The sequence below is a fragment of the Lentzea sp. NPDC003310 genome, from assembly GCF_040610935.1.
Lineage (GTDB): Bacteria > Actinomycetota > Actinomycetes > Mycobacteriales > Pseudonocardiaceae > Lentzea.
This window is the reverse complement of sequence record NZ_JBEXNC010000018.1, coordinates 117,104-130,258: the sequence shown is the minus strand read 5'-3', so window position 1 is coordinate 130,258 and position 13,155 is coordinate 117,104. Positions and strand designations below refer to the sequence as shown.

The 13,155-nt window shown below is 71.1% G+C and carries 13 protein-coding genes; 4 read left to right on the top strand and 9 right to left on the bottom strand.

Annotated elements, in window-relative coordinates; all coding sequences use genetic code 11:
• Positions 1 to 13: 13 nt before the first annotated feature.
• The 3 genes from ABZX02_RS33320 to ABZX02_RS33310 all read left to right on the top strand — a co-directional run bounded on the left by ABZX02_RS33320 (position 14) and on the right by ABZX02_RS33310 (position 4,350).
• A complete protein-coding gene (locus ABZX02_RS33320; protein WP_355304203.1) occupies positions 14 to 853 on the top strand; it encodes an AraC family transcriptional regulator in 840 nt (279 codons plus the stop codon).
• A 130-nt stretch (positions 854 to 983) separates the two neighbouring features.
• The gene (gene acnA / locus ABZX02_RS33315; RefSeq protein WP_355304201.1) at positions 984 to 3,800 is read left to right on the top strand and encodes an aconitate hydratase AcnA; all 2,817 of its coding nucleotides are present in this window, start codon (positions 984 to 986) and stop codon (positions 3,798 to 3,800) included.
• Between the two features lie 124 nt (positions 3,801 to 3,924).
• Positions 3,925 to 4,350 carry a DUF1761 domain-containing protein gene (locus tag ABZX02_RS33310; protein ID WP_355304199.1) on the top strand — a complete coding sequence of 142 codons (426 nt, stop codon included), beginning with the start codon at positions 3,925 to 3,927 and terminating at the stop codon, positions 4,348 to 4,350.
• Here ABZX02_RS33310 and ABZX02_RS33305 read toward each other — a convergent pair.
• The 7 genes from ABZX02_RS33305 to ABZX02_RS33275 are packed head-to-tail and all read right to left on the bottom strand — an operon-like array spanning position 4,347 to position 9,341.
• Positions 4,347 to 4,784 carry a PH domain-containing protein gene (locus tag ABZX02_RS33305; RefSeq protein WP_355304197.1) on the bottom strand — a complete coding sequence of 146 codons (438 nt, stop codon included), beginning with the start codon at positions 4,782 to 4,784 and terminating at the stop codon, positions 4,347 to 4,349. The two genes, ABZX02_RS33310 and ABZX02_RS33305, sit on opposite strands and share 4 nt — an antisense overlap.
• A complete protein-coding gene (gene ribH / locus ABZX02_RS33300; protein WP_355304195.1) occupies positions 4,784 to 5,281 on the bottom strand; it encodes a 6,7-dimethyl-8-ribityllumazine synthase in 498 nt (165 codons plus the stop codon). Before ribH ends, ABZX02_RS33305 begins: the two co-directional genes overlap by 1 nt.
• Positions 5,278 to 6,540 (bottom strand): bifunctional 3,4-dihydroxy-2-butanone-4-phosphate synthase/GTP cyclohydrolase II, encoded by a 1,263-nt coding sequence (locus ABZX02_RS33295; RefSeq protein WP_355304193.1) that lies wholly within the window; start codon positions 6,538 to 6,540, stop codon positions 5,278 to 5,280. Before ABZX02_RS33295 ends, ribH begins: the two co-directional genes overlap by 4 nt.
• Positions 6,537 to 7,157, bottom strand: coding sequence for a riboflavin synthase (locus tag ABZX02_RS33290; protein WP_355304191.1), 621 nt, complete (start codon positions 7,155 to 7,157; stop codon positions 6,537 to 6,539). The genes ABZX02_RS33295 and ABZX02_RS33290 overlap by 4 nt, the downstream gene beginning before the upstream one ends.
• An 8-nt stretch (positions 7,158 to 7,165) precedes the next feature.
• Positions 7,166 to 8,149, bottom strand: a complete 984-nt coding sequence (ribD, locus tag ABZX02_RS33285; RefSeq protein WP_355304398.1) for a bifunctional diaminohydroxyphosphoribosylaminopyrimidine deaminase/5-amino-6-(5-phosphoribosylamino)uracil reductase RibD — start codon at positions 8,147 to 8,149, stop codon at positions 7,166 to 7,168.
• A 14-nt stretch (positions 8,150 to 8,163) separates the two neighbouring features.
• A complete protein-coding gene (gene rpe / locus ABZX02_RS33280; RefSeq protein ID WP_355304396.1) occupies positions 8,164 to 8,814 on the bottom strand; it encodes a ribulose-phosphate 3-epimerase in 651 nt (216 codons plus the stop codon).
• A 26-nt stretch (positions 8,815 to 8,840) separates the two neighbouring features.
• Positions 8,841 to 9,341 (bottom strand): flavoprotein, encoded by a 501-nt coding sequence (locus tag ABZX02_RS33275; RefSeq protein WP_355304189.1) that lies wholly within the window; start codon positions 9,339 to 9,341, stop codon positions 8,841 to 8,843.
• An 88-nt stretch (positions 9,342 to 9,429) separates the two neighbouring features.
• On the opposite strand from ABZX02_RS33275, the gene ABZX02_RS33270 reads away from it, so the two are divergent.
• A complete protein-coding gene (locus tag ABZX02_RS33270; RefSeq protein ID WP_355304187.1) occupies positions 9,430 to 10,431 on the top strand; it encodes a hypothetical protein in 1,002 nt (333 codons plus the stop codon).
• Positions 10,432 to 10,778: 347 nt separating this feature from the next.
• On the opposite strand, the gene ABZX02_RS33265 is transcribed toward ABZX02_RS33270, so the two are convergent.
• Both ABZX02_RS33265 and fmt read right to left on the bottom strand, forming a co-directional pair.
• Positions 10,779 to 12,230 carry an RsmB/NOP family class I SAM-dependent RNA methyltransferase gene (locus tag ABZX02_RS33265; protein ID WP_355304185.1) on the bottom strand — a complete coding sequence of 484 codons (1,452 nt, stop codon included), beginning with the start codon at positions 12,228 to 12,230 and terminating at the stop codon, positions 10,779 to 10,781.
• The gene (fmt, locus tag ABZX02_RS33260) at positions 12,227 to 13,153 is read right to left on the bottom strand and encodes a methionyl-tRNA formyltransferase (RefSeq protein WP_355304183.1); all 927 of its coding nucleotides are present in this window, start codon (positions 13,151 to 13,153) and stop codon (positions 12,227 to 12,229) included. The genes ABZX02_RS33265 and fmt overlap by 4 nt, the downstream gene beginning before the upstream one ends.
• Positions 13,154 to 13,155 lie beyond the last annotated feature (2 nt).

Sequence of the window (13,155 nt, the reverse complement as noted above, 5' to 3'; positions counted from 1 at the left end):
GTCGGGAGAGTCCGTGCTCGAACAGGTCCTGTCCGCGCTGAGCGTGAACTGGGCCGTCGCGACGCCCCTGCACGCGGGCGGCCGGTGGGCGCTGCACTTCGTCGGCCGCCTAGACCTGCGGGTGGAGGTCGTCCTTCGGGGCCGTGTGCACGTCACGGTCGCAGGGCAGGGCTTCTGGGCGGAACAGGGCGACTGCTACGTCATCGCGGGGCGGCGGCCGTACCGCATCGCGGCGGATCCGGACACGTCCTCGGTGTTCGCGGCGCCCTACTACGAGGACGAGCACGGCACACCACGTGACACGGCGCGCATAGGCGAAGGCCACGACACGACGTTGCTCGGCGCGGGCTTCACCTGCGACCCCGAGGACGCACAGCTTCTCCAAGTCCTGCCACCCGTGCTCCACGTCCGCACCGGTGCTGTGGAGGCGACCATCGAGCTCATCAGGAGCGAGATCGACGGCAGCAAGATGATTCTCGACCGCCTCTGCCAGGTGCTGCTGCTTCAGGTCGTGCGCGACCACGCGTCGGAGGAGCAAACACAACTCGCGCCGGCTCTCGAGGCGATGCAGGACCTCAGGCACCCATGGACCGTCAACCGCCTCGCGAGTGCCGCCGCCATGTCGCGCTCGACGTTCTTCCTGCGCTTCCGCGAGGCCACGGGCCTGACTCCGCTCGACTACCTGTACCGCCTGCGCATGCGGCACGCGGCCCACCTGCTGCGGGACACGGCGGACACCGTCGGTTCGATCTCCGCCGCCGTCGGGTACCGCACGGAGAGCGCGTTCTGCGCCGCGTTCAGGAGGTTCTCGGGACGATCTCCCGGCGACTACCGGACCGGGAGCGTGACTTAGGGCAACCTGGGTTGAACCGGCTTACAGGACAAGCGTACTGTTTGGGGTCGAGGGGCAGTCGTCGACCGCTTGAGGAAGACTCTTCCCCATCCCGAACTGACCACCGCGCTGTCACCAGATGGAGTTGCACGTGACTGCACCAGCTAGCAAGGACAGCTTCGGCGCCCGCGGCACGCTCAACGTCGGCGACGCCTCGTACGAGGTGTTCCGGCTGAGCGCCGTGGAGGGCGCCGAGCGTCTGCCGTTCAGCCTGAAGATCCTGCTGGAGAACCTGCTGCGGACCGAGGACGGCGCGAACATCACCGCCGACCACGTGCGCGCTCTCGCCTCCTGGGACCCCGCCGCCGAGCCGAACACCGAGATCCAGTTCACGCCGGCCCGCGTCGTGATGCAGGACTTCACCGGCGTCCCCTGCGTCGTCGACCTCGCCACCATGCGCGAGGCCGTCACCCAGCTCGGCGGCGACGCCGAGAAGGTCAACCCGCTCGCGCCCGCCGAGCTCGTGATCGACCACTCGGTCATCGCCGACATCTTCGGCCGCCCGGACGCGTTCGAGCTGAACGTCGACCTGGAGTACGAGCGCAACCGCGAGCGCTACCAGTTCCTGCGCTGGGGCCAGACGGCGTTCGACGAGTTCAAGGTCGTCCCGCCCGGCACCGGCATCGTGCACCAGGTCAACATCGAGCACCTGGCCCGCGTCGTCATGGTCCGCAACGGCCAGGCGTACCCGGACACCCTGGTCGGCACCGACTCGCACACCACGATGGTCAACGGCATCGGTGTGCTGGGCTGGGGCGTCGGCGGCATCGAGGCCGAGGCCGCGATGCTCGGCCAGCCGGTCTCCATGCTGATCCCGCGGGTCGTGGGCTTCAAGCTCTCCGGTGAGCTGCCCCCCGGCGCCACCGCGACCGACCTCGTCCTCACGATCACCGAGATGCTGCGCAAGCAGGGCGTCGTCGGCAAGTTCGTCGAGTTCTACGGCGAGGGCGTCGGCGCCGTGCCGCTCGCGAACCGCGCCACCATCGGCAACATGTCGCCGGAGTTCGGCTCCACGGTCGGCATCTTCCCGATCGACGGCGAGACCATCGACTACCTGCGCCTGACCGGCCGGTCCGAGGAGCAGATCGCGCTCGTCGAGGCCTACGCCAAGGAGCAGGGCCTCTGGCACGACCCGTCCCGCGAGGCCGTGTACTCCGAGACGCTGGAGCTCGACCTGGCGACGGTCGTCCCGTCCATCGCCGGCCCGAAGCGCCCGCAGGACCGCATCGAGCTGACCTCCGCCAAGGAGGCGTTCCGCCAGGCCCTGGGCGCCTACGTCGCGCACACCGACACCCCGGCGCTGTCCGGCGTGGACGAGGCCGTCGACGAGACGTTCCCGGCCAGCGACCCGGTCGCCGTCCACGAGGGCGAGAACGGCTCCGGCGCGCCGAAGGTGTTCCAGACCGCCGCCGAGGGCGCCACCGGCCGCGTCTCGAACCCGGTCAAGGTCACCGTCGACGGCAACGAGTTCGAGCTGGATCACGGCGCCGTCGCGATCGCCGCGATCACGTCGTGCACCAACACCTCGAACCCGTCCGTGATGCTCGGCGCGGCCCTGCTCGCGAAGAAGGCCGTCGAGCGCGGCCTCGAGCGCAAGCCGTGGGTCAAGACGACCCTGGCGCCGGGCTCGAAGGTCGTCATGGACTACTACGAGCGCGCCGGCCTCATGCCGTACCTGGAGAAGCTCGGCTTCCACCTGGTCGGCTACGGCTGCACCACCTGCATCGGCAACTCGGGCCCGCTGCAGGAGGAGATCTCGGCGGGCGTGCAGGAAGGCGACCTCGCGGTCGTCTCGGTGCTGTCCGGCAACCGCAACTTCGAGGGCCGGATCAACCCGGACATCAAGATGAACTACCTCGCGTCGCCGCCGCTCGTCGTGGCGTACGCGCTGGCCGGTTCGATGGACAAGGACATCACCACCGAGCCGCTCGGCACGGACACCGAGGGCAAGCCGGTGTACCTGTCGGAGATCTGGCCGTCGCCGGCCGAGATCGCCGAGGTCATCTCGACCTCGATCTCCGCGGAGGGCTTCACCAAGGGCTACACGAACGTGTTCTCCGGTGACGAGCGCTGGCAGTCGCTGCCCACGCCGACCGGCAACACGTTCGAGTGGGACACCGAGTCCACCTACGTGCGCAAGCCCCCGTACTTCGAGGGCATGGAGATGGAGCCGAAGCCGGTCACCGACATCGCGGGCGCTCGCGTGCTCGCGCTGCTGGGCGACTCGGTCACCACGGACCACATCTCCCCCGCCGGTTCGATCAAGGCCGACTCGCCCGCGGGCAAGTACCTGACCGAGCACGGCGTGGAGCGCAAGGACTTCAACTCCTACGGCTCCCGCCGCGGCAACCACGAGGTGATGATCCGCGGCACGTTCGCGAACATCCGCCTGCGCAACCTCCTTCTCGACGACGTCCAGGGCGGCTTCACCCGCGACTTCCTGGCCGAGGGCGCCCCGCAGACCACCATCTACGACGCCTCGGTGTCGTACGCGGAGGCCGGCGTTCCCCTGGTCGTGCTGGCGGGCAAGGAGTACGGCTCGGGCTCGTCGCGCGACTGGGCCGCCAAGGGCACCTCGCTGCTCGGCGTCCGCGCTGTCATCGCCGAGTCCTACGAGCGGATCCACCGCTCGAACCTGATCGGCATGGGCGTCGTGCCGCTGCAGTTCCCGGCCGGCGAGAACGCCTCGTCGCTGGGCCTGGACGGCACCGAGACGTTCGACTTCGCGGGTCTCACGGAGCTGAACAACGGCACCACGCCGTCGACGGTGCACGTGACCGCCACGAAGGCGGACGGCTCGAAGGTGGAGTTCGACGCGGTCGTCCGCATCGACACGCCCGGTGAGGCCGACTACTACCGCAACGGCGGCATCATGCAGTACGTGCTGCGCAAGATGGTCCGCAGCTAGTCACGACTGACGAAAGGGCCGTTCACCGCAGGGTGGACGGCCCTTTCGCCGTCAATGCACCCGTAACGGCCGACGTTCGTCCCGCGATGCCAAGTCACCCCTGATCCACCGCGGGAGACACTTCATGAACTTGAGCGTGCTCGGCGACCTCAACTGGCTGGCGGTCGTCGTCGCCACGATCGCGTACTTCGGCCTGGGCGCGGTCTGGTACGCGGAGTACGCGTTCGGCAGGGCGTACCAGCGCGCGTCCGGACAGGACCTGAGCCCTCCGGAGAACAAGAGCGCGGCCGCCGTCGCCGTCCCGCTGCTCACGTGCTTCGTGATCACCCTCGCCACGGCGATGGTCGGGCGTGCGTCGAACACCGACAACGTCATGGAAGGCCTGCTGCTCGGTCTGGTGGTCGGCATCGGCATCGCCCTGCCCGTCCGGTTCGTGACGGGCGCCTACGACATGACGAAGCCCGCCCCGATGACGTTCGCGGTCATCGGAGCGGGCTATCACATCGTCGGACTCACGCTCGCGGGCGCGATCCTCGGTCTCTGGATCTAGACGCGCGCTGCCTTGTGCAGTTCGCGCAACGCGCGCACGGACGTCACGGCGTACTCGCGGTCCACGGCCTGCACGGCCATCACCGAGATGTACTCGTCCTCCGGCAGCTCCAGCCGGGCCCACGCGGCCCCGTCCGGGAAGCTGACGGACAGCACGTCGGTCCAGTCGTAGTGGTGCGACGTCACGACGTTGCGCACGTCGATGCCCTGGGCGTCGGCGGTGACGCGCGGACGGGTCAGCAGCAGCACACCGCCCGCCAGCAGGAAGCCCAGCACGATCATGGCGACCTGGTCGGAGGTCCGGAAGATCACGCCGGTCGGGGTGTTGCCGAGCAGCAGGCCCACCACCGTGAACACCACGACGAGGCCCACCGCGCACGCCCACGAGACGCGGCGGATCTTCTTGGGACGCAGGACGATCCGTTCCGCGGTCATCATTCGAAACCCCGCTCGGTCCAGGGCTGGCGCAGGCCGCGCAGCACCAGCGCCGTGTCGATGGCGGCGACGGTCGCCTCGTACCCCTTGTCCTCCACCGAGTCCGGCAGGCCGGCGCGGGCCAGGGCCTGCTCCTCGGTGTTGGTGGTCAGCACGCCGTTGCCGACCGGCGTGGACTCGTCGAGCGCCACGCGGGTCAGCCCGTCGGTCACCGAGTCGCACACGTACTCGAAGTGCGGGGTGCCGCCGCGGATGACGACACCGAGCGCCACCACCGCGTCGTGGTGGCGCGCCAGTTCCTGCACCACGACGGGGAGCTCGATGGCCCCCGCCACGCGCACGACGGTCGTGTCGACGCAGCCCGCGTCCTTCGCGGCCTGCAGGGCACGCTCGACGAGCTGGTCGGTGATCTTGGTGTGCCAGCGCGTCGCGGCGATCGCGACGCTCAGGCCCTTGCCGTCGAGCGTGGTCTGCTCAGGACGGCCCTCGCCGCTCATTCCTGGTCCTCCGTAGCGGAAACAACGGCCTCGTACTGCTCGAGCTGAGACAGTTCGTGGCCCATCCGGTCGCGCTTGGTGCGCAGGTACCGCAGGTTCTCCGGGTTCGGGGAGATCGGCAGCGGCACCCGGTCGAGCACACGCAGACCGTATCCGGCCTCCAGTCCGACGCGCTTGGCCGGGTTGTTCGTGAGCAGCCGCATGGACTTGATGCCGAGGTCCACGAGGATCTGCGCACCCGTGCCGTAGTCGCGCGCGTCGGCCGGAACGCCCAGCGCGAGGTTCGCGTCCACCGTGTCCGCGCCCTGGTCCTGCAGCTGGTACGCCTGGAGCTTGTGCATCAGGCCGATGCCGCGCCCCTCGTGCCCACGCATGTACAGCACGACGCCACGGCCTTGTGCCGCAACGGCTTCCATGGCCGCGTCGAGCTGCGGGCCGCAGTCGCAGCGCAACGAGCCGAGGACGTCACCGGTGAGGCACTCCGAGTGCACGCGCACGAGCACGTCCTCGCCGTCGCCGATCTCGCCGTACACCAGCGCCACGTGCTCGATGCCGTCGAGCAGGCTGTCGTAGCCGAACGCGGTGAACACGCCGTGCGCGGTCGGGATGCGGGCCTCGGCGGCGCGCACGACCTGGGTCTCGACCCGGCGGCGGTACGCGATGAGGTCGGCGATCGTGATCAGCGCGAGGTCGTGGTCCGCGGCGAAGACCTCCAGCTCGTCGCGGCGGGCCATGTCCTCCTCGACCTTCTGCGACACGATCTCGCAGAGCACGCCGGCGGGCGACAGGCCCGCGAGGCGCGCGAGGTCGACGGAGGCCTCGGTGTGGCCGGGACGGCGCAGGACGCCGCCGTCGCGGGCGCGCAGCGGCACGACGTGGCCGGGCCGGTTGAAGTCGTTCGCCTTGGCGGTCGGGTCGGCCAGCAGCCGGATCGTGCGGGCGCGGTCGGCCGCCGAGATGCCGGTGCTGATGCCCTCGCGCGCGTCCACCGTGACCGTGTACGCGGTGCCGCGCTGGTCCTGGTTCGTGTGGTACATCGGCGGCAGGTCGAGGCGGTCGCAGTCGGAGTCCGTCAGCGCCACGCAGACGTACCCGGACGTGTAGCGGACCATGAACGCGAGCAGTTCCGGCGTCGCCTTCTCGGCGGCGAAGATCAGGTCGCCCTCGTTCTCGCGGTCCTCGTCGTCGACGACGACCACGGGCCGTCCGGCGGCGATGTCCTTGATCGCCCGCTCGATGTCGGCGAAGTCGGTGCTCACTGGGCCTCCTCGGCCGCGATGGCCCGCAGGTGCGGGACAGCCAGTCGTTCAACGTACTTCGCCAGCACGTCGACCTCCAGGTTCACCAGGTCGCCGGGCTTGCGGTGCCCGAGCGTGGTGAGTTCCAGGGTCGTCGGGATCAGGCTCACGGTGAACTGGTCCTCGGAGACGGTCACGACCGTCAGCGAGACACCGTCGACCGTGATGGAGCCCTTCTCCACGACGTAGCGGGCGAGGCCGGGCGGCAGTCCGATGTGGACCATCTCCCAGTGCTCCGCCTTCTCCCGCGCGAGGATCGAGCCCGTGCCGTCCACGTGGCCCTGCACGATGTGGCCGCCGAGGCGCTGGCCGACCGCGGCCGCGCGCTCCAGGTTGACCCGGTCGCCCACGGCGACCTTCGCGAGGCTGCTGCGCGTGAGGGTCTCGCGCATCACGTCCGCGGTGAAGGCGTCGTTCTCGACCTCCACGACGGTGAGGCAGACGCCGCTCACCGCGATGGAGTCGCCGTGCTTCGCGTCGCTGGTCACGATCGGGCCGGTGATGCGGATCCGTGCCGCGTCGGGCAGGTCCTCAATCGCCTCGACGTGGCCGAGTTCCTCGACGATCCCGGTGAACACCGCTCCTCCTAAGTTTGCGGAACCGCGCTGATCCGCAAGTCCGGTCCGCTCATGGTGACGTCTTCGACGGTCAACCTCACAGCGTCCGTGATGGTCGACACGCCCGCGCCCAGCACCGCCGCGGGACCGTCCCCGAGCAGCGCGGGCGCGATGTAGGCGAGCACGCGGTCGACCCGCCCGGCGCGCCAGAACGCACCGGCCAGCGTCGGGCCGCCCTCCAGCAGCACGTCGACGACGCCCCGTTCGGCGAGTGCCTTCAGGACGTCGTCCGGCTCGTGCGTCCGCACGTGGAGCGCGGTGTGCTGGAGCTTCGCTCCACCCGGCAGGTCGCTCGTGCCCACGACCACGGGCAACGGCTGGCGGGCCAGCGGCATTCCGGCGGCGTCCCTGGCCGTCAGCGCGGGGTCGTCGAGCCGGACCGTGTTCATGCCGACGACGATCGCGTCGAGCTTCGCGCGCAGCTCGTGGACCTCCCGGCGCGAGGCCTCGGAGCTGATCCACTGGCTGGTGCCGTCGCTCGCGGCGATCCGGCCGTCGAGCGTGGCCGCGTACTTCCACGTGACGTGTGGACGGCCCGTGCGCGCGTAGTGCAGCCACGCCCTGAGGGGGCCTCGGCTGACTTCGTCCGCGAGAAGGCCGCTCTCGACCGTGATGCCGGCTTCTGCCAGCACCTCGGCGCCGCCCGCGGCCTTGGGGTTCGGATCGCTGAGGGCGTGGATGACGTGCTTGATGCCCGCTTCTCGCAGCGCCTCGGTGCAGGGCGGCGTACGGCCGTAGTGCGAACACGGCTCGAGGGTGACCACGGCCGTGCCGCCCCGTGCTCTCGTGCCCGCTTCTTTGAGCGCCATGACCTCGGCGTGCGCCCCGCCGACCGGCTGGGTGGCGCCGAAGCCGACCGCGTGGCCGTTCTCGTCGAGGACCACGCAGCCGACCGGCGGGTTGGGGCTGGTGGTGCCCCGCACCCGCTCGCTCTCCGCGATGGCCAGCCGCATCGCGTCCTCGGGGGTCACCTCGCGCCGGCTGCCTGGGCGCGCAGGGCCTCCACGGCCTTGCCGGGGTCGGCGGCGTCGTACACGGCGGAACCCGCGACGAAGCAGTCCACTCCGGCCTGCGCGGCCTGTTCGATCGTGTCGGCGTTGATGCCGCCGTCGATCTCCACCAGCAGCTTGAGGTGGCCCGTGTCGACGAGGTGGCGGGCCTGGCGCACCTTGTCGAGCACGTCGGCCATGAAGCTCTGGCCGCCGAAGCCCGGCTCGACCGACATCACGAGCAGCGTGTCGTAGTGCTTGAGCACCTCGACGTACGGCTCCAGCGGCGTGCCAGGCTTGATGCTCAGACCGGCCTTGCTGCCCGCGGCCCTCAGGTTCTTCGCGAGCGCGATCGGGTCGCCGGCCGCCTCGACGTGCACGGTCACGTTGTGGGCGCCCGCCTCCGCGTAGCCGATGGCCCAGCGGTCGGGGTCCTCGATCATGAGGTGGCAGTCGATCGGGATGTCGGTGACCTTGAGCAGCGACTTCACCACGGGCAGGCCGAGCGTCAGGTTCGGCACGAAGTGGTTGTCCATGACGTCGACGTGGATCCAGTCCGAGGTGGGCACCGCGGCGAGCTCGTCGGCGAGGCGCGCGAAGTCGGCGGACAGGATGCTGGGGGCGATCATCGGCGTGTGGACCACAAGGGTGAAGTCTAGGTGTCCAGCAGGTCGAGCAGCCTGCCGGGAGCCACGTCTGAGACCACCACGACACCCGCACCGGTGAGCGTCGTGACGTGGGTCTCCCACATCGGGTGACGGCGCTTGTCCGCGTTGGCCTGGGGCATGACGACGACCTTGCAGCTCTCGGCGCCCATGCCCTCGTTCAGCGCGGTCAGCGCCTGGTTGTCGCCGATGCCCAGGGCCAGCTTGGCGACCGAGTTCGCACTGGCGGGGGCGAAGACGAACGCGTCGGGCGTCGGGTAGGGCTTGGGCTGGCTCGGCAGCCGCGGCTCCCAGCGGATCGGCAGGTCGGTGAGCTCCTGGAGCTTCTCCAGCTCGCCCGCCTCCTCAAACCACGGGACGACCGTCGGCGTGAACGTGATGGCCAGCCGCCACCCCCGTCGCACGGCCGGCTCGGCGAGCTCCGTGCGGAACCAGGACTCCACGCCGCCGCAACCGGAGGCGACCAAACCGAGCAATCCACGCGTTGTCACCGCTGCGATGTTAGGCGGTCATTTCTGTCAGACCCCGTCGCTAACGTCCCCTACCGCGGGTGATCACCCGCACACTGAGGGGAGCAAGATGAGCAAGTGGAACCGGTGGCTCACCGCCACCGCGATGACGGCCGCCCTGGTGGTGGCCGCCGCCTCACCGGCACTCGCGGAACCACCGCAGCGCACCGTGCCGCTGCCGCTGACGTCGTTCTCGGACATCGTCGTGGACCCGACGCTGGGCCACGTGTTCGTGAGCAGCCGGCTCGACCACGCGGTGGCCGTCACGGACCTGTCCGGCAACGTCGTCACGAAGCTGACGAACCTGCCCGGCGCCGCGGGGCTCGCGCTGAGCCCGGACGGCGGCACGGTCTTCGTGGCGCTGTCGCAGTACGGCGCGGTCGCCGCGGTCGACACGCTGACGCTGACCGAGCGGGCGCGTTACCCCGTCGGTGAGGTGTGCCCTTCCGACCTCGCGGTCACCAACGGCCGGCTGTACTTCAGCCACGGGTGCACGGAGTTCAGCGCGGGCATCGGCCGCGTCGGGTTCACCGGTGCCGAGGCCCGCACGGGTCTCGTGACCGGGCACTACAGCCCGCGTCAGCTGGCGACGTCCCCGGCCAGGCCCGGAGTGCTCGCCTCGGGCCAGCCGGGCCTGTCGCCCGCGACCGTCCAGGTGCTGCGCGAGGAGGGGGACGGGCTGGCCGTGCAGGCCTCGACCCGTGACGCGGGCAGCAACCTGCGCGACGTCGAGCTCTCGAAGGACGGCTCGCTGGTGCACGTGGCCGCGGGCGCGCCGTACCACGTGCAGTCGTTCACGAGCGACACGCTGGCGGTGCGGGGCAGCTACAACACCGGCGCGTACCCGCTCGCCGTCACGACGAGCGCGGACACCGGTGCGCTCGCGGCGGGGATCGACGGTGGCACGTCGGTGTTCGTCTACCCGGCGGGTTCGCTCACGCAGTCCCGCTCGTACGAGGTGCGGGGGCTGTACCCGGCGGGCCTCGCGTGGGGTCCCGGCGGTCAGTGGATCTACGCGCTGGGTGGCAACTTCACGAGCCAGCCGCCTTCGCTGCACGTGCTGAAGTCTTGATGTGAGAGGGCAGGGCGGGCGCTGCCCGCCCTGCCTCCTTCGCCGGCGCCGTGGCCAACTGCCTTGCTGCCCAGTTGTCCAGCTGCCCTGCTGGCCGTGCTGCCCTGCCGGCCGTGCTGCCCAGCTGCCCTGCTGCCTTGCTGCCCTGCCGCCCAGCCGCCCAGCCGCCTTGCCGCCCAGCTGCCTTGCCGCCCAAGGGTTTCAGCCCGCACTCATGGCCTGCCGCCGGGCCCTCGCCCATTAGGCCCCGTCACCCAAACCGGTGAACTCCGGAGCCGTTGCGGGCCTCACCGGCCCCTGAAGCCCGTTCGCTGTCAGACCCCGTGGCTAACGTCGTTCCCGAGCGCTCACACCGGGCGTCGCAGCACCGCGCAGAACATCGCGTCGGTGCCGTGCAGGTGGGGCCAGAGCTGGACGTGCGGTCCTTCCCCGAGGTCCGGAACTCCTGGGAAGAACTCCCGCGTGTCCAGCACTTCGGCCCCGGTCCGCCGGGCGACGTCCGACACCACCCCGACCGTCTCCGAGAGATGAGGTGAACACACGACATAAGCGACAGCGCCCCCAGGGCGCACCAGGCGCAACGCCTCGGTCAGCAACTCACGCTGCAGCTTCGTGAGCGTGCCGACGTCGGCGGGCTGGCGCCTCCACCGTGCCTCCGGGCGCCGGCGCAGGGCACCGAGACCGGTGCAGGGCGCGTCGACCAGCACGCGGTCGAACGCCCCTTCCAGGAAGTCGGTCTCGCGGCCGTCGGCCACCTCCACGGTGACCGGCAGGCCGGAGGTGATCTTGCGCACGAGCTCGGCGCGGTGGGGGGCCTTCTCGACGGCGATCAGCTCGCCGCCCTCCAGGCCTACCAGCGCGGCCAGCAGGGCGGCCTTGCCACCGGGGCCCGCGCAGAGGTCCAGCCAGCGGTCGTCCGTGTTGCCCTGGTCGCCGGCTTCGAGCGGCGCGCGTGTCAAGGCCAGCGCGCACAGCTGGCTGCCCTCGTCCTGAACACCGGCGAGGCGTTCCCGGACGGGCTCGAGATCGCCCGGGTCGCCCGCGCCGGCCTCCAGGTGCACGCCGTAGGGCGAGTAGGGCGCCACGTCCCCGCCGACGATCGCGGCGAGTTCGTCGGAGCTCACCTCGCCGGGGCGGGCCACCAGGTGCACGGCCGGGCGCGCGTCGTCGGCCTCGAGGGCCAGCTTCAGCGGTTCCTCGCGGCTGCCGAGGGCCTCCGCGAACGCCTGCGCGATCCAGCGCGGGTGGGCGTGGGTGAAGGCCAGGTTGCCGATCGGGTCGGTGTCCGGGTCGGGTGCGAGCTCGTCGACCCAGGCCGGCTCGTCCTGCTCCGCGACGCGGCGCAGGACGGCGTTGACGAAGCCCGCGATGCCGGAGCCGAGCTCGGCCCGCACCAGGTCGACGGTCGAGGCGACCGCGGCGTGCGACGGGATCCGGGTGCGCAGCAGCTGGTACGTGCCCAGCCGCAGCGCGTCGAGCGCCGAACCGTCCACTTCGGACAGCGGGCGGTCGGAGCACGCCTCGATGACGGCGTCGAGCAGGCCCTGGGCGCGTGCCGCGCCGTAGGTCAGCTCGGTGGCCAGCGCGGCGTCGCGGCCGGTGATGCGCCGTTCGCGGAGCATCTGCGGCAGCACCAGGTTCGCGTACGCGTCGCGCTGCCGCACGGCGCGCAGGGTCTCCAGCGCGGCGAGCCGGGCCGGGTCCTCGACGGGCGGGCGCGCGGGTCCGGTGCGCCGGCGCGGCGGGTGCGGCCTGCTCGGGCGGGAAGGCTTGGAAGCGCCTCGCGAGTGGTTGGTCATGCGATGCGCTCCCCTGCTTCGATCCGCACGCCGCGCGCCCAGTCGGTGGCGGCCATGCGCTTCTTGCCCTGTGCCTGGACCTCACCGAGGGCCACGGCGGTGGTCGCGGTGCCGACGAGCACGCGCTTGCGCTCGACGAGCACCTCGCCCGCGGGCAGCGTCACGTCGGCGACCGGCGTCACGGGGCCGAGCTTGAGCCGCTCGCCGCGGAACTCGGCCCACGCGCCGGGCTCCGGCGTCACGGCGCGCGCCAGGCGGTCGACGGCCGTGGCGGGCGTGGTGAAGTCGAGGCGCGCGTCGTCGACGGTGATCTTCGCGGCGTAGGTGACGCCGTCGGAGGGCTGCTCGACGGCGACCAGGGTGCCGTCCTCGATGCCGTCCACAGTGGACAGCAGCAGATCGGCTCCGGACACGGAGAGCCGGGTCAGCAGGTCGCCGGAGGTGTCGCGGTCGCGCACCTTCTCGGTGACCACGCCGAACACGGGGCCCGCGTCGAGCTCCTTGACGATGCGGAACGTCGAGGCGCCGGTGATGTCGTCGCCATTGCGGACGGAGGCCTGCACCGGCGCGGCACCGCGCCACGCGGGCAGCACGGAGAAGTGGAGGTTGACCCAGCCGAACCTCGGCACGTCGAGCGTGCGCTGCGGCAGCAGGTTGCCGTAGGCGACGACCGGGCAGAGGTCGGGTTCCAGCGCGCGCAGGCGTTCCAGGAACTCGGGGTCGCCTGCCTTGGCGGGCGTGAGCACCTCGATGCCGTGCTCGTCGGCGAGCGCCGCCACCGGCGAGCGCTCGAGCCTGCGGCCGCGGCCGGACGGGGCATCGGGGCGGGTGACCACGGCGACGACGTCGTGGCGGGAGGAGTCGATGAAGGCGCGCAGCGAGGGAAGTGCGACCTCGGGCGTACCGGCGAACACGAGTCGCATGG